Origin of the sequence: Burkholderia sp. KJ006, from assembly GCF_000262695.1 — a bacterium.
Classification (GTDB): domain Bacteria; phylum Pseudomonadota; class Gammaproteobacteria; order Burkholderiales; family Burkholderiaceae; genus Burkholderia; species Burkholderia vietnamiensis.
The window spans coordinates 31,895-51,416 of sequence record NC_017920.1 but is presented as its reverse complement, the minus strand read 5'-3'; the positions used below and the strand labels follow the sequence as shown (position 1 = coordinate 51,416).

The following is a 19,522-nucleotide window of genomic DNA, read 5'->3' as shown; positions in this document are numbered from 1 at the left end:
CCCTATACTCCTAGCATCAACCGAATCTCTGCAGGAGCCAGCCATGAGCCACTCGACCGCGTCTGTCGCCGTCCTTCCCGCCACGCCGGGCAAGCTCACGCGCACGGGCCGCATCGCGCTGCAGTCCGCCGCGCTCGGTGTGCTGTGGCTCGCGGTCGACTGGGCCGTGCGCGCGGTCGGCCTGCCGGTGCCGTCCGGCGTGGTCGGGCTCGCCGTGCTGCTGGTGCTGCTGTTCTCGGGCCGCGTGGCGCCTGCATGGGTGAAGGACGGCGCGAACTGGCTGCTGTCCGACATGCTGCTGTTCTTCGTGCCGGCGGCCGTCGCGGCCGTCCAGTACGGCGGCCTGTTCCGCGAGGACGGCTGGCGCATCGCGCTCGTCATGCTCGCCGGCACCGCGTTCGTGATGGTCGCGGTGGCCGTCGCGGTCGACCTCGCCGCGAAGCTTGAGCGCCGGCTCGCCGCGCAACGCATGTTCGCCGAACGCCGCCGCGCGCGTCTGGCGACCGTGTCGGTCCACTGAGCCGGAGCCCGTCATGCATGCGCTGCTGTCGCGCCTGAGCGTCGACCAGGTGAATACCGCGATCTCGATCGGCTGCTTCGTGCTGACGGTCGCGCTGTATTTCGCGTCGAAGCGGCTCTACGCGTACCGCAAGACGCTGCTGTTCTCGCCGCTGGTGTTCGTGCCGGGCGTGCTCGCGCTGCTGGTCGTGCTGACCGGCATCCCGTATTCGGTGTACTTCCGCGACACGCGCTGGCTGATGTGGCTGCTCGGCCCGGCGACCATCGCGTTCGCGGTGCCGATCTACGAATACCGCGAGCTGATCCGCCGCCACTGGCTGTCGCTGTCGGTCGGCGTCGCGGTCGGGATCGCGGCGGGCGTGTGCGGTTCGCTGCTGCTCGCGAAGCTGCTGCACCTGTCGCCCGAGCTGCAGCGCTCGCTGATGACGCGTTCGGTCTCGACCCCGTTCGCGCTCGCGGTGTCCGACAAGATCCACGCGCCGAAGGACCTCACCGCGCTGTTCGTGATCGCGACCGGCATCTGCGGGATGCTGCTCGGCGAAATCGTGCTCGCGCTGGTGCCGATGCGCACGCGGCTCGCGCGCGGCGCGCTGTTCGGCGCGGCCGCACACGGCGTCGGCACCGCGAAGGCGCGCGAGATCGGCAGCGAGGAAGGCGTCGTGTCCAGCCTCACGATGATGATCGCGGGCGTCGCGATGGTGCTGATCGCGCCGTTGCTGTCGCTGCTGCCGATCTGAGCAGGCACTGAGCCCGCGCGGGCGGCCGGCCGCCCGCATCGCCGCCCGGTCCTGCCTGCCGCCGGCCGCCGCGCGGCGGCCCTTCACCGTTCCCCCGCCGCTCCGCCACCCTCCCCGCGCCGAATCGAGCCGAAGCGCCCCCGCAGCCGGCCGACAATCTGCTGAGATAGCCGTAATTCCCCCCTCTTTTCCGCCCATCGGCTTCGGCCCGGATGCCGAACAATGCATGCTACGAGACACCACGCACGCATTCACATGGCCTCCACGACTGCAAACCCGCCTGCCGACAAGCCGGCTTCGTCCGGCAAGTTCAAGCGCATCGCGCTGATCGCCGTCATCGCGCTGGGCGCGGCCGCCGCCGCAGCCGGCGGCATGTACGTGTTCCTGAGCAAGGCGGGCGTCGGCCATTCGAGCGCGCCGGCCGAACCGCCGCCGCTCGCGGCGCCCGTGTTCTTCCCGCTCGACCCGCTGACCGTCAACCTGCAGTCGGACGACGGCATCCAGCACTATCTGCGCGTCGGGCTGTCGCTGAAGCTGACCGACCCGAAGGCGCAGGAGGAGCTGACCGCGCGCATGCCGGAGATCCGCAGCCGGATCCTGCTCGCGCTGTCGAACAAGCATCCCGAGGAGCTCGCGACGCCGGACGGCAAGCAACTGCTCGCGAAGCAGCTGCGCGAGCTGGTCGAGCAACCGACGCAGCCGGGTAACCAGCGCGCGAAGGTGGACGCCGTGCTGTTCACCGAATTCGTCGTCCAGTAACGCGGCCGCAAAAGGAGCGCGCATGGGCCACCAGGAGTTCATGTCCCAGGAGGAGGTCGATGCCCTCCTCAAGGGCGTCACCGGCGAAACCGACTCGATCGACGAGCAGCGCGACACGTCGGGCGTTCGCCCCTACAACATCGCGACGCAGGAGCGGATCGTCCGCGGCCGGATGCCCGGCCTCGAGATCATCAACGACCGCTTCGCGCGTCTGTTGCGGATCGGCATCTTCAACTTCATGCGGCGCACGGCGGAAATCTCCGTGAGCCAGGTGAAGGTGCAGAAGTACAGCGAGTTCACCCGCAACCTGCCGATTCCGACGAACCTGAACCTGGTGCACGTGAAGCCGCTGCGCGGCACGTCGCTGTTCGTGTTCGATCCGAACCTCGTGTTCTTCGTCGTCGACAACCTGTTCGGCGGCGACGGGCGCTTTCACACGCGCGTCGAGGGCCGCGACTTCACGGCCACCGAGCAGCGGATCATCGGCAAGCTGCTGAACCTCGTGTTCGAGCACTACACGACCGCGTGGAAGAGCGTGCGGCCGCTGCAGTTCGAATTCGTGCGCTCGGAGATGCACACGCAGTTCGCGAACGTCGCGACGCCGAACGAGATCGTGATCGTCACGCAGTTCTCGATCGAGTTCGGGCCGACCGGCGGCACGCTGCACATCTGCATGCCGTATTCGATGGTGGAGCCGATCCGCGACGTGCTGTCGTCGCCGATCCAGGGCGAGGCGCTCGAAGTCGACCGCCGCTGGGTGCGCGTGCTGTCGCAGCAGGTGCAGTCGGCCGAGGTCGAGCTGACCGCGGATCTCGCGGAAATCCCGGCGACCTTCGAGAAGATCCTGAACCTGCGCGCAGGCGACGTGCTGCCGCTGGAGATCGACGACACGATCACCGCCAAGGTCGACGGCGTGCCGGTGATGGAATGCGGCTACGGCATTTTCAATGGTCAATATGCGTTGCGCGTGCAGAAGATGATCAGCGCGGGCGACACGATGAAGGAAGGTGGATATGAGTGAGCTGAACACGACGACGCCCGAACTCGACGCGCAGGCCCTCGCCGACGCGGCGCTCGCGGAATCGGCCGCAGCGGCGACCCCGGCCCCGGCCGCGCCGGCGGCAGCGCCTGCCGCGGACGAAGAACAGGGCCTCGACGACTGGGCCGCCGCGCTCGCCGAGCAGAACGAGCAGCCGGTGGTGGCCGGCGCGACCGGCGCCGGCGTGTTCCAGCCGCTGTCGAAGGCCGCGGCGAGTTCGACGCACAACGACATCGAGATGATTCTCGACATCCCGGTCAAGATGACCGTGGAGCTGGGCCGCACCAAGATCGCGATCCGCAACCTGCTGCAGCTCGCGCAGGGTTCGGTCGTCGAGCTCGACGGCCTCGCCGGCGAACCGATGGACGTGCTCGTGAACGGCTGCCTGCTCGCGCAGGGCGAGGTCGTGGTGGTCAACGACAAGTTCGGCATCCGGCTGACCGACATCATCACGCCGGCCGAACGCATCCGGAAGCTGAATCGGTGAACGTCGTGAAGGCCGCCCGCCGCGCCCACCGCTTCGCCGTCGCCACCCTCCCGGCCCTCCTGGCCGGGGCGGCGGCGCTCGCGAGCAGCGGCGCCGGCGCGGCCGACATGAACGCGGTGAACCACGCCGGTTCGATCGCGTCGAGCGTGATGGTCGGCTCGGCCGCGCCGTCGCTCGGCGTCGGCGCGGTGCTGCAGACGCTGGTCGGGCTCGCGGTCGTGATCGGCCTGGTGTTCGGCTGCGCGTGGCTCGCGCGCCGCTTCGGGTTCCAGCCCGCGCGGCGCGGCGGCCCGCTGAAGGTCGTGTCGAGCGTCGGGCTCGGCGCGAAGGAAAGCGCGACGATCGTCGAGATCGGCGACACCTGGCTCGTGCTCGGCGTCGCGCCGGGCAACGTGCGCCTGCTGCATACGCTGCCGGCCGGCTCGGCGCCCGACGCGGCCGTCGTGTCGACGTCGCCCGGCGCCGGCGCCGCCGACGCGAACGCGTCCGGCCCGTTCGGCGCGCGGTTTCGCGACGCGCTCGCCGGCGAAGCCGCGAAGCGCTTCGGGCGCGGCAAGGAGCGCTGACATGGCGCCGCGTCACCCATCCGTACCCGCATTCCGATGAAACACGACTTCCTGCGTCACGCGGCGCGCTTCGCGCCCGTGCTGATCCTCGGCCTCTTCCCCGCGCTCGCGTGCGCGCAGGCGGCCGGCCTGCCCGCGTTCAACACGAGCCCGGGCCCGAACGGCGGCACCACCTATTCGCTGAGCGTGCAGACGATGCTGCTGCTCACGATGCTGTCGTTCCTGCCGGCGATGCTGCTGATGATGACGAGCTTCACGCGCATCATCATCGTGCTGTCGCTGCTGCGCCAGGCGCTCGGCACCGCGACGACGCCGCCGAACCAGGTGCTGCTCGGCCTCGCGATGTTCCTCACCTTCTTCGTGATGTCGCCGGTGCTCGACAAGGCCTACAACGACGGCTACAAGCCGTTCTCCGACGGCTCGCTGCCGATGGAGCAGGCCGTGCAGCGCGGCGTCGCGCCGTTCAAGGGCTTCATGCTGAAGCAGACCCGCGAGACCGATCTCGCGCTGTTCGCGAAGATCTCGAAGGCCGCGCCGATGCAGGGGCCGGAGGACGTGCCGCTGTCGCTGCTGGTGCCGGCGTTCGTCACGAGCGAGCTGAAGACGGGCTTCCAGATCGGCTTCACGATCTTCATTCCGTTCCTGATCATCGACCTGGTGGTCGCGAGCGTGCTGATGTCGATGGGGATGATGATGGTGTCGCCGTCCACCGTGTCGCTGCCGTTCAAGCTGATGCTGTTCGTGCTGGTCGACGGCTGGCAGCTGCTGATCGGCTCGCTCGCGCAGAGCTTCACGTAAGCGGAGGAAGACGCGATGACACCCGAACAGGTGATGACGCTGGCGCACCACGCCATGATGGTCGGCCTGCTGCTGGCCGCCCCGCTGCTGCTGGTCGCGCTCGCGGTCGGTCTCGTCGTGAGCCTGTTCCAGGCCGCGACGCAGATCAACGAATCGACGCTGTCGTTCATCCCGAAGCTGCTCGCGGTCGCGGCGACGCTCGTGATCGCCGGCCCGTGGATGCTGACGACGATGCTCGACTACCTGCGGCAGACGCTGCTGCAAGTCGCGACGCTCGGCGCCGGCTGAGCGGCCCGCGCGGCCCCGCTTCCACGCGATGTTCTCGGTTACCTACGCGCAGCTCAACGGCTGGCTGACCGCCTTCCTGTGGCCGTTCGTGCGGATGCTCGCGCTCGTCGCGACGGCGCCCCTGGTCGGCCACGGGGCGGTGCCCATGCGCGTGAAGATCGGCCTCGCGGCGTTCATGGCGCTGGTCGTCGCGCCCACGCTCGGCGCGATGCCCGGCGTGACCGTGTTCTCCGCGCAGGGCATCTGGATCATCGTCACGCAGTTCCTGATCGGCGTGTCGATGGGCTTCACGATGCACCTCGTGTTCGCGGCCGTCGAGGCGGCCGGCGACTTCATCGGGCTGTCGATGGGGCTCGGCTTCGCGACCTTCTTCGATCCGCATTCGAACGGCGCGACGCCGGTGATGGGCCGCTTCCTGAACGCGGTCGCGATGCTCGCGTTCCTCGCGGTGGACGGCCATCTGCAGGTGTTCGCGGCGCTGGCCGCGTCGTTCCAGACGCTGCCGGTGTCGGCCGAGCTGCTGCATGCGCCCGGCTGGCATACGCTCGCCGCGTTCGGCGTGACCGTGTTCCAGATGGGGCTGCTGCTCGCGCTGCCGGTCGTCGCCGCGCTCCTGATCGCCAACCTCGCGCTCGGCATCCTGAACCGCGCGGCGCCGCAGATCGGCATCTTCCAGATCGGCTTCCCGGTCACGATGCTGGTCGGGCTGTTGCTCGTGCAACTGATGATCCCGAACCTCGTGCCGTTCGTGTCGCACCTGTTCGACATGGGCCTCGACGGGATCGGCCGCGTGCTGCAGGGCTGGCGCTGACGCGGCCGCGCCCGCCCCATTTGCTGGAAAACCCCTAACCGAATCGCCGTGTCGCGAAAGGTTGCGGAAGGCTTCGCGTCCCTATACTCGTCGTGACGATGCGCCACGCATCGCGCCATACGAATACAACGAAGGAGACGACCCGATGCGACCCATCCTGCGCACCCTCGCCGTTGCAGCCAGCCTGAGCTGCGCGCTCGCCGCTCACCCCGCGCTCGCCGACGACGGCGGCAAGATCACGATCATGGTCGGCGGGATCGCCAAGCTCATCTATCTGCCCGCGCGGCTCACGCAGGAACTCGGCTACTTCAAGGCCGAAGGGCTCGACGTCGAGCTGCTGTCGCAGCCGGCCGGCGTCGATGCCGAGAACGAGCTGCTGGCGGGCGCCGTGCAGGGCGTCGTCGGCTTCTACGACCATACGGTCGACCTGCAGAGCAAGGGCAAGGAAGTGAAGGCGATCGCCGTGTTCGGCCAGGTGCCGGGCGAGGTCGAGATGGTGTCGACCAAGGCCGCGCCGACGTTCAGGACGATGGCCGACGCGAAGGGCAAGACGCTCGGCGTGACGGGCCTCGGCTCGTCGACCAGCTTCCTCACGCAATATCTCGCGCTGCAGCGCGGCGTGCCGTCGACGCAGTACACGATGCTGCCGGTCGGCGCCGATGCGAGCTTCATCGCCGCGATCAAGCAGGGCCGCATCGACGCCGGGATGACGACCGAGCCGACGGTGTCCGCGCTCGAGAAGATGGGCGACGCGAAGGTGCTGGTCGACATGCGCACCGTCGAAGGCACGCGCGCCGCGCTCGGCGGCACCTACCCGGCCGCGAGCCTGTACGTGCAGTCCGCGTGGGCCGATGCGCACAAGGCGGAAGCGACCAAGCTCGCGCACGCGTTCGCGAAGACGATGCAGTTCATCCACACGCACAGCGCCGAGGAGATCGCCGCGAAGATGCCGGCCGATTACCAGAAGGACAAGGCGCTGTACGTGGCTGCGCTGAAGGCGTCGCTGCCGATGTACACGGCCGACGCGAAGATGCCGGCCGACGGCCCGGCGACCGTGCTGAAGGTGCTGTCGGCGTTCAACCCGTCGGTGAAGGGCAAGCACATCGATCTGGCGCGCACCTACACCAACGACTTCGTGAATGCCAAATGAGTGCGCAATGAGCGCGCCATGAACGCGCCATGAACGCGCGCGGTGCCCGCGCCGGCGGCCGGCTGCCGCCGTGCGCGCACCGCAGGCCCGGCTGACCGGCCCGGCGCCGCCGCTGCGGCGCCCTCTTCACCCGCAGGACGAATGCGATGAACCAGGCAGTTTCCCCGAGCACACCGGCGATCGAGTTTCGCAACGTGTCGTGCCGCTTCATTTCGCCGGAAGGCCGCGCGACCGTCGCGCTGCGCGAATTCAGCATGAGCGTCGCGCGCGGCGAGTTCATCGCGATCGTCGGCCCCACGGGTTGCGGCAAGTCGACCACGCTGAACCTGATCACCGGGCTGCTGAAACCGGCGTCGGGCGAGGTGCGCGTGATGGGCCGCCCAGTCGACGGGATCGACCCGCGGATCGGCTTCGTGTTCCAGGCCGACGCGGTGTTTCCGTGGCGCAACGTGATCGACAACGTCGCGGCCGGCCCGCTGTTTCGCGGCCGCTCGAAGGACGTGGCCTACGCGCAGGCCGACGAATGGATCCGCAAGGTCGGCCTCGACAAGTTCGCGAAGCACTACCCGCACCAGCTGTCGGGCGGGATGCGCAAGCGCGTCGCGCTCGCGCAGACCTTCATCAACCAGCCGGAAATCCTGCTGATGGACGAGCCGTTCTCCGCGCTCGACATGCAGACGCGCACGCTGATGCAGGACGAGCTGCTGCAGCTGTGGTCGGCGAACAAGGGCTCGGTCGTGTTCGTCACGCACGATCTCGAGGAGGCGATCGCGCTCGCCGACCGCGTGTTCGTGCTCACCGCGCGCCCCGCGACGCTCAAGCGCGTGTACGAGATCGACCTGCCGCGCCCGCGCGTCACGTCGGAGGTGCGCTACGACGCGCGCTTCATCGAGATTTCGAAGGACATCTGGCACGACCTGCGCGAAGAAGTGCAGATCGGCTGACGCCTGCGCCGCCCGCGCACGCGACCCACCGCCAAGGACAGGAGCATGACCGACATGACGCTTCCCCCCACCGCCCTGCCGGCGACCACGCTCGAGGACGACGAGCGCGCCGCGCAACGCCGGCTGCGCCGCCGGCGCAATCTGATCGTCGCGCTGCGCATCGCCGTGCTCGTCGTCGTGCTCGGCGGCTGGGAGCTCGCCGCGCGCCTGAAGTGGATCGATCCGTTCTTCTTCTCGATGCCGTCGCTGATCTTCGAGCAGATCCAGGACTGGTTCGTCAACGGCACGTCGCAAGGCCCGTTGCTCACGCAGGTGTGGGTCACGCTGGAGGAAACCGCGATCGGCTTCGTGATCGGCTCGGTCGCCGGCGTGATCTGCGGCATCGTGCTCGGCCGCAACAAGCTGATGGCCGACGTGTTCGGCCTGTACATCCAGATCGCGAACTCGATTCCGCGCGTGGTGCTCGGCTCGGTGTTCGTGATCGCGCTCGGCCTCGGGATGGCGTCGAAGATCGCGCTGGCCGTCGTGATGGTGTTCTTCGTCGTGTTCGGCAACGCGTTCCAGGGCGTGCGCGAAGCGGACCGCTACCTGATCGCGAACGCGCAGATCCTCGGCGCGTCGCGCCGGCAGATCACCACGTCGGTCGTGATTCCGTCCGCGCTGAGCTGGATTCTCGCGAGCCTGCACGTGAGCTTCGGCTTCGCGCTGGTCGGTGCGGTGGTCGGCGAATTCCTCGGCTCCAAGCAGGGCATCGGGCTGCTGATCTCCACCGCGCAGGGCGCGTTCAACGCGAGCGGCGTGTTCGCGGCGATGATCGTGCTGGCCGTGGTCGCACTGGCCGCCGACTACCTGCTGACGCGGATCGAGAAGCGCCTGCTGAAATGGCGTCCCGCCGCGTTCTGAGCCGCGCCCGGCCGACCGCATCCACGAACCGCGCGAACCGCGCCGGCCGCCCCGGCGCGGTTCGGCATTGAGGAGACGCCATGGCGCACAGCCTGCGCGGGCGGCTGCTGTGGTGGTTGCTGCTGCCGCTCGCGGCCTTCGTGCTGATCGCCGGCGCGATGTCGTACGACACCGCGCGGCGCACGGCCGCGCTCGTGCAGGACAGCGCGCTGATCGCATCGGCGCGCACGATCGGCGAGGACGTCGAGTGGCGCAACGGGCTGCCGGTTGCCGACGTGCCGCCGGCCGCGCTGGAGATCTTCGAGTCGCCGTCGCGCGACTCGGTGTTCTACAAGGTGATCGACGGCCACGGCCGGCTGCTCGCGGGCAACCCGGCGCTCGATGCACCGGCGCGGCACCGCGCCGAGCCGACGCTGTACGACACGACGCTCGAGCATGTGCCGCTGCGCGCCGTCGCATACGATCGCCAGCTGTACGACGAGGGACGCGTCGAGACGGTCACGGTCGTCGTCGCGAAGACGGCGCGCTCGTACGACGCGATGGTCGCGACGATCTGGCGGCCGCAGCTGCTGCGCCTGTCGCTGATGCTGGTGCTCGCGATCGTGCTCGTCTATCTCGGCCTCACGCTGGAGCTGCGGCCGCTGATGAAGCTGAAGGACGACGTCGCCGACCGCGGGCCGATGGAGCTGGAGCCGATCCGCCCGGAGCGGCTGCAGCACGAGCTGCGGCCGATCGTCGATGCGATCAACCAGTGCATCGCGCGGCTCAACACGCACACGGCGACGCAGCGGCGCTTCATCGCCGACGCCGCGCACCAGCTGCGCACGCCGATCGCCGTGCTCGACACGCAGATCCAGTACGCGCGGCGGCGCGATCACGGCGACCGCGAGCTGGCGGCGGTGCTCGACAGCATGCAGCGCAGCAGCCGCAAGATAGCCGACGTGACCGACAAGCTGCTGCTGCTCGCGCATGCGGAAGCCACGCCGTCGACGCTGCTCACGCAGCGCGTCGATCTCGCGGCCGTCGTGTCGAGCGTGCTGGAGGAAGCGATCGTGCTCGCGCAGCGGCGCGCGATCGACCTCGGCGCGGATCTCGGCGAGCGGCTCGACGTCGCCGGCAGCGACAGCCTGCTGAGCGCGCTGGTGTCGAATCTCGTCGACAACGCGGTGCGCTACACGCAGCCGGGCGGTTGCGTGACGGTGGCCGCGCGCCGCGACGGCGACGCGGTCGTGCTCGATGTGATCGACGACGGCCCCGGCATTCCGGCCGAAGCGCGGCCGCACGTGTTCAAGCGGTTCTACCGCGTGTCGGCCGATACCGAGGGCTCCGGCCTCGGCCTCGCGATCGTGCGCGAGATCGCGCAGGCGCACGGCGGCAGCGCCGAGCTCGCGCCGGGCCCGGGCAATCGCGGTATCGTCGTGACCGTGCGGCTGCCCGCTTACGACTGAAGATACGAATCGCCATGAAACTGCTGCTGGTCGAAGACAACGCCGAACTCGCGCACTGGATCGTGAACCTGCTGCGCGGCGAGGACTTCGCGGTCGACTGCGTCGGCGACGGCGAGCGCGCCGACACGGTGCTGAAGACGGAGCGCTACGACGCGGTGCTGCTCGACATGCGGCTGCCCGGCATCAGCGGCAAGGAAGTGCTCGCGCGGCTGCGGCGCCGCAACGACAACGTGCCGGTGCTGATGCTGACCGCGCACGGCTCGGTCGACGACAAGGTCGACTGCTTCGGCGCGGGCGCCGACGACTACGTGGTCAAGCCGTTCGAATCGCGCGAGCTGGTCGCGCGCATTCGCGCGCTGATCCGGCGACAGGCCGGCGTCGGCACCGCGCAGCTCGTGTGCGGCGACCTCGTCTACGCGTTCGGCACGCGCGAGTTTCGCTGCGGCGACGCGCTGCTCGCGCTGCGGCGCCGCGAGCATGCGATTCTCGAAACGCTGATGCTGCAGCAGAGCAAGACGGTGTCGAAGGCGCGGCTGATAGACAGCGTGTTCGCGCTCGACGACGAGCCGAGCGCCGATGCGATCGACATCTACATCCACCGGCTACGCAAGCATCTCGCGGGCAGCACGGCCGAGATCATCACGCTGCGCGGCCTCGGCTATATCCTGCGCGCGAAGCCCGCGCAGCACTGACGCGCGCGCTCTCTTGCCTCACGCGCCTCGCGCGACCATTCGTAGTACGGAAATTCACCCCCGGCCCGGCGATGCATCGCGCGGCTCGCCGCCGCTCGCGTGCGCGACCTGCCTTCGTCGCGGCTTCGGTGTTTTCACCGACGCAGATGCTTGCCGCGGGAAAGCGACGTGAAGGATTGCACCTTCTACGATGCTACGCGTCGGCCCCATGCGGCCGTCACCATGCGGCGTACGTTTCGTACCGCCAACGAATTGACTTCAATGCGGCAGCCCGGAGGAGACGATCTTGAAACGAACCACCCTTGCCCTTTCCATCGCGGCGACTGGCCTCTGCGCAGGCACCCACGCGCACGCGCAGTCGAGCGTGCAGCTGTACGGGCTGATGGACCTGAGCTTTCCGACCTACCGGACCCACGCCGATGCGAACGGCAATCACGTGATCGGCATGGGCAACGAAGGCGAGCCGTGGTTCAGCGGCAGCCGCTGGGGCCTGCGCGGCGCGGAAGACATCGGCGGCGGCACCAGGATCATCTTTCGCCTCGAGAGCGAATACGTGGTCGCCAACGGCCAGATGGAAGACGACGGCCAGCTGTTCGACCGCGACGCGTGGGTCGGCGTCGAGGATCCGCGCCTCGGCAAGCTGACGGCCGGCTTCCAGAACACGATCGCACGCGACGCCTCGGCGATCTACGGCGACGCGTACGGCGCCGCGAAGCTGACGACCGAGGAAGGCGGCTGGACCAACTCGAACAACTTCAAGCAGATGATCTTCTACGCGGCCGGCCCGACCGGCACGCGCTACAACAACGGCGTCGCGTGGAAAAAGGTGTTCGGCAACGGCATCTTCGCGAGCGCCGGCTACCAGTTCAGCAACTCGACCGCATTCGCGACCGGCTCCGCGTACCAGGTCGCGCTCGGCTACAACGGCGGACCGTTCGCGGTGTCCGGCTTCTACAACCACGTGAACCACGGCGGCTTCACCAACCAGACGTTCTCGGTCGGCGGCAACTACGCGTTCAGCATCGTGCGCCTGAACGCCGGCTACTTCCGCTACAACGGCGACCAGGGCTCGCTCGGCCAGCGCCACGACGATTCCTGGACGGTGTCGATGAAGATCGCGCCGCGCGGCCCGCTCGACTACGAGCTCGGCTACCAGCAGATGCGCGTGAAGAACGCCGCATACAACGCCGACGGCTTCGTGCCGAACGCCAACCTCGGCGCGTTCAGCCTGACCAGCGGCGTCGGCAACGGCTTCAAGGAGACGCTCTACGGGTCGGTGTTCTACCACCTGAGCAAGCGCACCGAGGTGTACCTCGCCGGCGACTACATGAAGCTGCATGGCGGCTACACGGTGGCGTCGACGTTCGGCGCGAAGAACCAGCTCGAGCTGACGTCGGGGATTCGCACGCGCTTCTGACCGGACCGGGGGCCGGCCGGCCCCGTATCGCGCGCGCCCGATACGCGCGGCGGGCACGGCGGCGCGCTCGCGTCGACCGTGCCCCTTTTTTCTGCTGCCGCTGCCGCAGCCCCGCATGCGCCGCGGCCCGCGCGTCGTGCGCCGGCCGCGAGGCCCGGCCCGACGCGCCTCGCGGGCCGCCCGACGGGCGTTTCCCGGCCGATGCGCGCACGATCGCCTCACATCGGTGCTTGACCTGCGCCGACCGACTCGCTAGCGTTTCGGGTTTGCCCGGGCGGCCCTTGCCGCCGGTGCCGCGACTGCGCCCGATGTCCTGGCGCACGCGGCCGGGCTCCGATGGAAAAGACGATGCAGAAACTCGATGCGGCGAGCCCGCTGGCGATGTCGACGGATTTCACCGCCGACAACGTCGCGCGCCTGAAGGCGCTGTTCCCCGAACTCGTGACCGAAGGCCCGCACGGCGCGTCGGTGGACGTCGACGTGCTCAAGGCGCTGGTCGGCGAGCACACCGTCGGCGCCGCCGACGAGCGCTACGGCTTCCACTGGCACGGCAAGCGCGGCGCGCGCCAGGCCGCGCTCACGCCGTCGACCGGCACGCTGCGCCCGTGCCCCGACGACAGCGTCGCGTGGGACGACACGCGCCATCTCGTGATCGAGGGCGACAACCTCGACGTGATGAAGCTGCTGCACAAGAGCTACGCGGGCAAGGTGAAGCTCGTCTACATCGACCCGCCGTACAACACCGGCAGCGATTTCGTCTACGCGGACGACTTCAGCGACAGCATCCGCCATTACCTCGCGATGACGGGCCAGACCGACGCCGGCGTGAAGCGCAGCACCAACACCGAGGCGAACGGCCGGTTCCACACCGACTGGCTGAACATGATGTATCCGCGGCTGAAGCTCGCGCACGCGCTGCTGTCCGACGAAGGGCTGATCGCCGTGCACATCGACGAGCACGAGGTGCATGCGCTCGTGCTGATGCTGCGCGAGATCTTCGGCGAGGAGAACGAGCTCGGCGTGGCCGTGTGGGACAAGCGCAATCCGAAGGGCGACGCGCGCGGCATCGCGTACCAGCACGAATCGCTGGTGCTGTTCGCGCGCAACGCCGAGACGCTGCTCGAACAGGCGCCGCTGAAGCGCCCGAAGCGTAACGCGCAGCGCATGCTCGACGCCGCGCACGACGCCGTGTACCGCAGCGGCAACGCGAAGGACGCGCAGAAGGCGTACCGCGCGTGGATGAAGGCGCAGACCAACCTGTCCGGCGGCGAGGTGATGTACGACCGGCTGTCCGCCGACGGGCGCGTGTACCGGCTCGTGTCGATGGCGTGGCCGAACAAGAAGAAGGCGCCGGACGAGTACTTCACGCCGCTGATCCACCCGGTCACCGGCAAGCCGTGCGCGATGCCGGCGCGCGGCTGGCGCAATCCGCCCGCGACGATGCAGGCGCTGATCGAGCGCGGCCAGATCGAATTCGGCCCGGACGAAACCACCCAGCCGCAACGGATCTACTACCTCGACGAGAACATGTACGAGAACGTGCCGTCGGTGCTGCCGTTCGCCGGCTCCGACGACGCGCTGCTGAAGGCGCTCGGCATCCCGTTCGACCAGCCGAAGCCGGTCGATTTCGCGGCGGCCGTGATCGGCTGGTGCACGCGCGGCGACGACATCGTGCTCGACTGCTTCGCCGGCTCCGGCTCGACCGGCCACGCGGTGATGCAGGTGAACGCGACCGACGGCGGCGCACGCCGCTACATCCTCGTGCAGCTACCCGAGGCGCTCGACCGCCGCGACAAGGCGCAGCAGGCGGCCGCCGATTTCTGCGCGAAGCTGAAGAAGCCGGCGACGCTCGCCGAAGTCACCAAGGAGCGGCTGCGCCGCGCCGCGCAGCAGGTCGCGCGCGACTATCCGGAAAGCTATGGCGACCTCGGCTTTCGCGTGTATCGCCTCGACACCACCAACGTGATCGAGTGGGATCCGCGCCGCGACGACTTCGACCATGCGCTGTTCGCGTCGGTCGAGCACGTGAAGACCGGCCGCAGCGAAGACGACCTGCTCGCCGAGCTCACGCTCAAGCTCGGCCTCGATCTGTGCACGCCGGTCGAGCATCACCAGGTGGCCGGCAAGACGGTGCACCTGATCGGCCGCGCGATCGTCGCGTGCTTCGACGCGCGCATGTCGCGCGACGACGCGGGGCCGCTCGCCGACGGCATCGTCGAGCTGCTCGATGCGACCGGCGCGACGCGCGACGTCACGTGCCTGTTCCGCGACAGCGGCTTCGTCGACGACGTCGCGAAGCTCAATCTCGCCGCGCTGCTCGAGCAGCACGGCGTGAAGCGCGTGCGGAGCCTCTGATGCGGCTGCATTTCGAAGCGGATCTCGACTACCAGCGCGACGCGATCGACGCCGTCTGCGACCTGTTTCGCGGCCAGGAATCGTATCGCGGCGACTTCAGCGTGCTCGCGAACGCCGCGCCCGGCACGACGGCCGCCGCGCAGGGCTCGCTCGGCTTCGCGGTGTCGGAGCAAGGCGTCGGCAACCGGCTGTCGCTGACCGACGACGCGCTCGCGCGCAACCTCGCCGACGTGCAGCTGCGCGGCGGGCTGCCGCCGTCCGGCCAGCCCGGCTCGCGCGACTTCACCGTCGAGATGGAGACCGGCACGGGCAAGACCTACGTGTATCTGCGCACGATCTTCGAGCTGAACCGCCGCTACGGCTTCACGAAGTTCGTGATCGTGGTGCCGTCGATCGCGATCAAGGAAGGCGTGCACAAGACGCTGTCGATCACCGAGGATCATTTCCGCGCGCTGTACGCGGGCGTGCCGTACGACTACTTCCTGTACGACTCGGCGAAGCTCGGCCAGGTGCGCCACTTCGCGGCGAGCGCGGCGATCCAGATCATGGTGATGACCGTCGCCGCGATCAACAAGAAGGAAATCAACAACCTCTACAAGGACAGCGAGAAGACCGGCGGCGAGAAGCCGATCGACCTGATCCGCGCGACGCGGCCGATCGTGATCGTCGACGAGCCGCAGAGCGTCGACGGCGGCCTCGAAGGGCGCGGCCGCGAGGCGCTCGCCGCGATGGCGCCGCTCTGCACGCTGCGCTACTCGGCCACCCACGTCGACCGGCATCACATGGTGTATCGGCTCGACGCGGTCGACGCTTACGAGCGCAAGCTCGTCAAGCAGATCGAGATCGCGTCGGCGATCGTCGAGGACGCGCACAACAAGCCGTACGTGCGGCTCGTCGGCGTGTCGAACCGGCGCGGCGCGATCAGCGCGCGCATCGAGCTCGACGTGGCGACCGCGGCCGGCGTGAAGCGGCAGATCGTGTCCGCGACCGACGGCGACGATCTCGAACGGCTGACCAAACGCGCGCTGTACGCCGGGCTGCGCATCGGCGAAGTGCATGCGGTCAAGGGCGCCGAATACGTCGAGCTGCGCCATCCGGAAGGCGACGCGTTCCTGTCGCTCGGCGAGGCGTTCGGCGACATCGACACGCTCGCGGTGCAGCGCGAGATGATCCGCCGCACGATCCGCGAGCATCTCGACAAGGAGCTGCGCCTCGCCGAGCGCGGCGTGAAGGTGCTGTCGCTGTTCTTCGTGGACTCGGTCGAGCGCTATCGCCGCTACGACGAGAACGGCACGCCCGTCAAAGGCGACTACGCGCTGATCTTCGAAGATGAATATGCGCGCGCCGCGCGGGTGCCGGCCTATCGCGCGCTATTCGACGGCGTCGACATCGCCCGCGAGGTCGAGCGCGCGCACAACGGCTACTTCTCGATCGACCGCAAGGGCGGCTGGACCGACACGAGCGAGAGCAGCGCCGCCGCGCGCGAGAACGCCGAGCGCGCGTACGGGCTCATCATGCGCGAGAAGGAAGCGCTGCTGTCGTTCGACACGCCGCTGAAGTTCATCTTCTCGCACTCGGCGCTGAAGGAAGGCTGGGACAACCCGAACGTGTTCCAGATCTGCACGCTGCGCGACATCCAGACCGAACGCGAGCGCCGTCAGACGCTCGGCCGCGGGCTGCGCCTCGCGGTCGACCAGGACGGCGAGCGCGTGCGCGACCCCGGCGTGAACACGCTCACCGTGATCGCAACCGAGCGCTACGAGTCGTTCGCGGAGAACCTGCAGAAGGAAATCGAGGCCGACACCGGCATCCGCTTCGGGATCGTCGAGCAACACCAGTTCGCGGCGCTGCCGGTGCAGGAAGGCGACGGCCCCGCGCATGCGCTCGGCATCGAGCTGTCGCGCATGCTGTGGACGCATCTGCACGAGCAAGGCTACGTCGACGCGCAGGGCAAGGTGCTCGACCGCCTGAAGGACGCGCTGCGCCGCAGCGCGCTCGTGCTGCCCGACGCATTCGAGACGCTGCGCGCGCCGATCGTCGCGACGCTTCGCAAGCTGTCGGGCCGCTTCGCGGTGCGCAACGCGGACGAGCGGCGCGCGATCGCGCTGCGCCGCGATGCGTCCGGCAAGGCCGTGATCTTCGGCGACGCGTTCCGCGCGCTGTGGGAACGCATTCGCCATCGCACCGTGTACAGCGTGGACTTCGACAACGCGAAGCTGGTGCGCGACTGCACGACGGCGCTGCGCGACGCGCCCGACATCGCGCGGGCGCGGCTGCAATGGCGCAAGGCCGAGATCGACATCGGCAAGGCCGGCATCGAGGCGATCGAGGTGGCGGGCGCCGGCACGGTGCTGCTCGACGAAGGCGAACTGCCGTTGCCGGACCTGCTCACCGAGCTGCAGGACCGCACGCAGCTCACGCGCCGCTCGCTCGCGACGATCATCGCCGACAGCGGCCGGCTCGACGACTTCCGCGTGAATCCGCAGCAGTTCATCGCGCTGGCCGCCGACGCGATCAACCGCTGCAAGCGGCTCGCGCTCGTTGCGGGGATCTCGTACAGGAAGCTCGGCGATCGTCACGTGCACGCGCTCGAATCGTTCGAGAGCGAGGCGCTCACCGGCTACCTGCGCAGCCTGCGACTCGATGCGCGCAAGTCGATTCACGAGGCGGTGGTGTGCGAGACGGACGCGGAGCGCGCGTTCGCCGATGCGCTCGAAGCGCACGACGGCGTGAAGCTGTACGCGAGGCTGCCGGCGTGGTTCCGCATCGCGACGCCGCTCGGCGGCTATCACCCGGACTGGGCCGTGCTCGCGGAACAGGATGGCGGCGAGCGGCTCTATTTCGTCGTCGATACGCCGAACGCCGACGACGCCGTGCCGAGCGAGCACGAGCGCGCGAAGCTCGCGTGCGGCGCCGCGCATTTCCGCGCGCTGGCCGATGGCGAAGATGCGGCGCGGTTCGTGCGCGTCGCGCAGGTCGATGCGCTGTTCGAGCCCGGTGCGGCGGCGGGCGGCCGCGCGGGTTGATGCGAAGGGCGGCGCGAGCCGCCTTTTTTTCATCTGGGGTGACGCGCTTCGAGCCTTCGCTCCTTCGTTGCTTCTATACGAACGATCCGTCCGTCATTCGCGGGAAAGCGGTTCGTATTCCGACGCGTTCGCGCGCCCCGTGACGGCTGGTTGCAAATCAGGGTCGAGACGGCGAGCAACGAGCGGCCTGCGATGCCGCGCGCACCCATGAAAAAAGCGCGCCGAAGCGCGCTTGTTCCGTCCGCACGGGTACGCTTACAGCGTGCGGCCGAGCGCGTTACGATGCCCGTGATGCGTCGAGGTCGCCGTCGTCGCATGCGCGGTATGGCCGTGCGTATGCGCGTGACCGTGGCCGGGCTGCACGCCGGCGCGGTCGGCGATCGTGTCGGAGCGATCGGCCGCGCGTGCGAGGCCCTTGTCGCGGTCGCCCGAGCGGAAGCCGTTCGAATTGCTCAGCGCGTCGCCGCTCATGTGGCTACCGGACATCCCACCCGCGTTGCCGCCCATCCCGCCTGCGCCATGGCCGCCGCCGCCGCCACCGCCATTCCCGCCAGCCGCCGCCTGTGCGCCGGCGGCCCCGAGTGCGAGCAGCGCCGCTGCCAGCACGGACAGATATCGTTGAGTTTTCATCGTTTTCTCCCTGAAGCGCGTTCGGATGACTGCATTCTACGAACGCGCGGTTTTCGCGCGGCGCGACGTTGTAAATGATCGTAACGCGCCGTGTGCACGCATTCGTCCGATCAATTTCCGGCCCACCGGCGTGCGACAACGACAGCGACCGGCGGCGACGGTGTCGCGGCGCCGCCGGTCGTCGTGGTTCACTGCGCCGTCTGCGATGCGGCCGCGGCCGCCTTGCGCTGCGCCGCCTGCTCCTGCTCGTGCTTCTTCGCCATATGGCGGCCGACGAGACAGCCGCCGACCGCGCCTACCACCGCATGGTGCCCGGCGTAGTGGCCGGCAACGCCGCCTACCGCCGCGCCCTTGATGCAGCCGGCAGCCTGCGCGCTGCCGATCGTTGCGAGCGCAACGGCCGCGGCGGCCGTCAACGTTCCGATGTATCGAATGGGGTTCATGCGATCACGCTCCTCGTGTCGATGCGATCAATGTTGTCGTGTGCGTGTCGCGGCGCTCAGTCCCAGCGGCCGCGCCAGCCGCCGCCGTCGCGCCAGCCGCGCTCGCGCCACTCGTGTTCGCGCCATTCGCGGCGGCGCCATTCATGTTCGCGCCACGCGCGCGCACGCCAGTCGTCGTCGCGATAGCCCACCGGCGCGTACATCACCGGCGGCGGCGGTGCGACGTAGACGGGCGCCGGCGCCGCGTAGACGCCCGGCACGCCGATCCCGACCGACAGGTCGACGTGCGCCGACGCGACGCCCGACGCTGCGAGCGCCGCTACACCGAGAACTGCACCGAGAATAAGTTTCTTGCTCATTTCGCGACTCCCTGCACGTGTCGTGCGTGATGTGACTACGGTTCGGAGTCTAGGCAGCGCGGGCCGACACAGGTGAAACCGGTCTGCGAGACCGGTAACGGGCGATTACGGCGCCCGCGGAGCCTTGCTGCGCAAGGAGACGCGCGATTCG

The 19,522-nt window shown here is 69.0% G+C and carries 20 protein-coding genes; 17 read left to right on the top strand and 3 right to left on the bottom strand.

Annotation, left to right across the window (positions count from 1 at the left end; genetic code table 11):
• Positions 1-43 precede the first annotated feature (43 nt).
• The 17 genes from MYA_RS00215 (at position 44) to MYA_RS00130 (ending at position 17,939) form a co-directional block, all read left to right on the top strand.
• Complete coding sequence (locus tag MYA_RS00215; RefSeq protein ID WP_011882759.1) at positions 44-520, top strand: CidA/LrgA family protein; 477 nt, start codon at positions 44-46, stop codon at positions 518-520.
• Positions 521-533: 13 nt separating this feature from the next.
• Positions 534-1,256, top strand: a complete 723-nt coding sequence (locus MYA_RS00210; RefSeq protein WP_014722134.1) for an LrgB family protein — start codon at positions 534-536, stop codon at positions 1,254-1,256.
• Positions 1,257-1,478: 222 nt separating this feature from the next.
• Positions 1,479-2,015 (top strand): flagellar basal body-associated protein FliL, encoded by a 537-nt coding sequence (gene fliL, locus MYA_RS00205; RefSeq protein WP_046425506.1) that lies wholly within the window; start codon positions 1,479-1,481, stop codon positions 2,013-2,015.
• A 22-nt stretch (positions 2,016-2,037) separates the two neighbouring features.
• Positions 2,038-3,036, top strand: a complete 999-nt coding sequence (gene fliM / locus MYA_RS00200) for a flagellar motor switch protein FliM (RefSeq protein ID WP_011882756.1) — start codon at positions 2,038-2,040, stop codon at positions 3,034-3,036.
• Positions 3,029-3,541, top strand: a complete 513-nt coding sequence (gene fliN, locus MYA_RS00195) for a flagellar motor switch protein FliN (RefSeq protein WP_014722132.1) — start codon at positions 3,029-3,031, stop codon at positions 3,539-3,541. The genes fliM and fliN overlap by 8 nt, the downstream gene beginning before the upstream one ends.
• Positions 3,538-4,107: a flagellar biosynthetic protein FliO gene (fliO, locus tag MYA_RS00190; RefSeq protein WP_014722131.1), complete on the top strand. Its 570-nt coding sequence runs from the start codon at positions 3,538-3,540 to the stop codon at positions 4,105-4,107. The genes fliN and fliO overlap by 4 nt, the downstream gene beginning before the upstream one ends.
• Before the next feature lie 36 nt (positions 4,108-4,143).
• Complete coding sequence (gene fliP / locus MYA_RS00185) at positions 4,144-4,905, top strand: flagellar type III secretion system pore protein FliP (RefSeq protein WP_011882753.1); 762 nt, start codon at positions 4,144-4,146, stop codon at positions 4,903-4,905.
• 15 nt (positions 4,906-4,920) lie between these two features.
• Positions 4,921-5,193, top strand: coding sequence for a flagellar biosynthesis protein FliQ (gene fliQ, locus MYA_RS00180; RefSeq protein ID WP_011882752.1), 273 nt, complete (start codon positions 4,921-4,923; stop codon positions 5,191-5,193).
• 28 nt (positions 5,194-5,221) lie between these two features.
• Positions 5,222-6,004 carry a flagellar biosynthetic protein FliR gene (fliR, locus tag MYA_RS00175; protein ID WP_014722130.1) on the top strand — a complete coding sequence of 261 codons (783 nt, stop codon included), beginning with the start codon at positions 5,222-5,224 and terminating at the stop codon, positions 6,002-6,004.
• 145 nt (positions 6,005-6,149) lie between these two features.
• Positions 6,150-7,154: an ABC transporter substrate-binding protein gene (locus MYA_RS00170; protein ID WP_014722129.1), complete on the top strand. Its 1,005-nt coding sequence runs from the start codon at positions 6,150-6,152 to the stop codon at positions 7,152-7,154.
• Positions 7,155-7,300: 146 nt separating this feature from the next.
• A complete protein-coding gene (locus MYA_RS00160) occupies positions 7,301-8,098 on the top strand; it encodes an ABC transporter ATP-binding protein (protein WP_011882749.1) in 798 nt (265 codons plus the stop codon).
• Positions 8,099-8,143: 45 nt separating this feature from the next.
• Positions 8,144-9,001 carry an ABC transporter permease gene (locus MYA_RS00155; RefSeq protein ID WP_011882748.1) on the top strand — a complete coding sequence of 286 codons (858 nt, stop codon included), beginning with the start codon at positions 8,144-8,146 and terminating at the stop codon, positions 8,999-9,001.
• 80 nt (positions 9,002-9,081) lie between these two features.
• The gene (locus tag MYA_RS00150; protein WP_014722127.1) at positions 9,082-10,449 is read left to right on the top strand and encodes a sensor histidine kinase; all 1,368 of its coding nucleotides are present in this window, start codon (positions 9,082-9,084) and stop codon (positions 10,447-10,449) included.
• 14 nt (positions 10,450-10,463) lie between these two features.
• Positions 10,464-11,141 carry a response regulator gene (locus tag MYA_RS00145; protein WP_014722126.1) on the top strand — a complete coding sequence of 226 codons (678 nt, stop codon included), beginning with the start codon at positions 10,464-10,466 and terminating at the stop codon, positions 11,139-11,141.
• A 286-nt stretch (positions 11,142-11,427) separates the two neighbouring features.
• Positions 11,428-12,558, top strand: a complete 1,131-nt coding sequence (locus MYA_RS00140; RefSeq protein WP_034193009.1) for a porin — start codon at positions 11,428-11,430, stop codon at positions 12,556-12,558.
• A 336-nt stretch (positions 12,559-12,894) separates the two neighbouring features.
• Positions 12,895-14,913, top strand: a complete 2,019-nt coding sequence (locus MYA_RS00135) for a site-specific DNA-methyltransferase (RefSeq protein ID WP_014722124.1) — start codon at positions 12,895-12,897, stop codon at positions 14,911-14,913.
• Positions 14,913-17,939 (top strand): type III restriction-modification system endonuclease, encoded by a 3,027-nt coding sequence (locus MYA_RS00130; RefSeq protein WP_014722123.1) that lies wholly within the window; start codon positions 14,913-14,915, stop codon positions 17,937-17,939. Before MYA_RS00135 ends, MYA_RS00130 begins: the two co-directional genes overlap by 1 nt.
• A gap of 255 nt (positions 17,940-18,194) precedes the next feature.
• Here the strand turns inward: MYA_RS00130 and MYA_RS00125 are convergent, their stop codons facing one another.
• From MYA_RS00125 to MYA_RS00115, 3 genes are all read right to left on the bottom strand, one after another.
• A complete protein-coding gene (locus MYA_RS00125; protein ID WP_014722121.1) occupies positions 18,195-18,569 on the bottom strand; it encodes a hypothetical protein in 375 nt (124 codons plus the stop codon).
• Between the two features lie 188 nt (positions 18,570-18,757).
• Positions 18,758-19,012 (bottom strand): hypothetical protein, encoded by a 255-nt coding sequence (locus MYA_RS00120; protein ID WP_011882741.1) that lies wholly within the window; start codon positions 19,010-19,012, stop codon positions 18,758-18,760.
• 56 nt (positions 19,013-19,068) lie between these two features.
• Positions 19,069-19,371: a hypothetical protein gene (locus MYA_RS00115; RefSeq protein ID WP_011882740.1), complete on the bottom strand. Its 303-nt coding sequence runs from the start codon at positions 19,369-19,371 to the stop codon at positions 19,069-19,071.
• Positions 19,372-19,522 lie beyond the last annotated feature (151 nt).

Bases quoted from the DNA above. Each gene is read 5' to 3' on its own strand.
- MYA_RS00215 (WP_011882759.1), top strand. From the start codon at position 44: ATGAGCCACTCGACCGCGTCTGTCGCCGTCCTTCCCGCCACGCCGGGC.
- MYA_RS00210 (WP_014722134.1), top strand. From the start codon at position 534: ATGCATGCGCTGCTGTCGCGCCTGAGCGTCGACCAGGTGAATACCGCG.
- fliL (WP_046425506.1), top strand. From the start codon at position 1,479: ATGCATGCTACGAGACACCACGCACGCATTCACATGGCCTCCACGACT.
- fliM (WP_011882756.1), top strand. From the start codon at position 2,038: ATGGGCCACCAGGAGTTCATGTCCCAGGAGGAGGTCGATGCCCTCCTC.
- fliN (WP_014722132.1), top strand. From the start codon at position 3,029: ATGAGTGAGCTGAACACGACGACGCCCGAACTCGACGCGCAGGCCCTC.
- fliP (WP_011882753.1), top strand. From the start codon at position 4,144: ATGAAACACGACTTCCTGCGTCACGCGGCGCGCTTCGCGCCCGTGCTG.
- fliQ (WP_011882752.1), top strand. From the start codon at position 4,921: ATGACACCCGAACAGGTGATGACGCTGGCGCACCACGCCATGATGGTC.
- fliR (WP_014722130.1), top strand. From the start codon at position 5,222: ATGTTCTCGGTTACCTACGCGCAGCTCAACGGCTGGCTGACCGCCTTC.
- MYA_RS00170 (WP_014722129.1), top strand. From the start codon at position 6,150: ATGCGACCCATCCTGCGCACCCTCGCCGTTGCAGCCAGCCTGAGCTGC.
- MYA_RS00160 (WP_011882749.1), top strand. From the start codon at position 7,301: ATGAACCAGGCAGTTTCCCCGAGCACACCGGCGATCGAGTTTCGCAAC.
- MYA_RS00155 (WP_011882748.1), top strand. From the start codon at position 8,144: ATGACCGACATGACGCTTCCCCCCACCGCCCTGCCGGCGACCACGCTC.
- MYA_RS00150 (WP_014722127.1), top strand. From the start codon at position 9,082: ATGGCGCACAGCCTGCGCGGGCGGCTGCTGTGGTGGTTGCTGCTGCCG.
- MYA_RS00145 (WP_014722126.1), top strand. From the start codon at position 10,464: ATGAAACTGCTGCTGGTCGAAGACAACGCCGAACTCGCGCACTGGATC.
- MYA_RS00135 (WP_014722124.1), top strand. From the start codon at position 12,895: ATGGAAAAGACGATGCAGAAACTCGATGCGGCGAGCCCGCTGGCGATG.
- MYA_RS00130 (WP_014722123.1), top strand. From the start codon at position 14,913: ATGCGGCTGCATTTCGAAGCGGATCTCGACTACCAGCGCGACGCGATC.
- MYA_RS00125 (WP_014722121.1), bottom strand. From the start codon at position 18,569: ATGAAAACTCAACGATATCTGTCCGTGCTGGCAGCGGCGCTGCTCGCA.
- MYA_RS00120 (WP_011882741.1), bottom strand. From the start codon at position 19,012: ATGAACCCCATTCGATACATCGGAACGTTGACGGCCGCCGCGGCCGTT.
- MYA_RS00115 (WP_011882740.1), bottom strand. From the start codon at position 19,371: ATGAGCAAGAAACTTATTCTCGGTGCAGTTCTCGGTGTAGCGGCGCTC.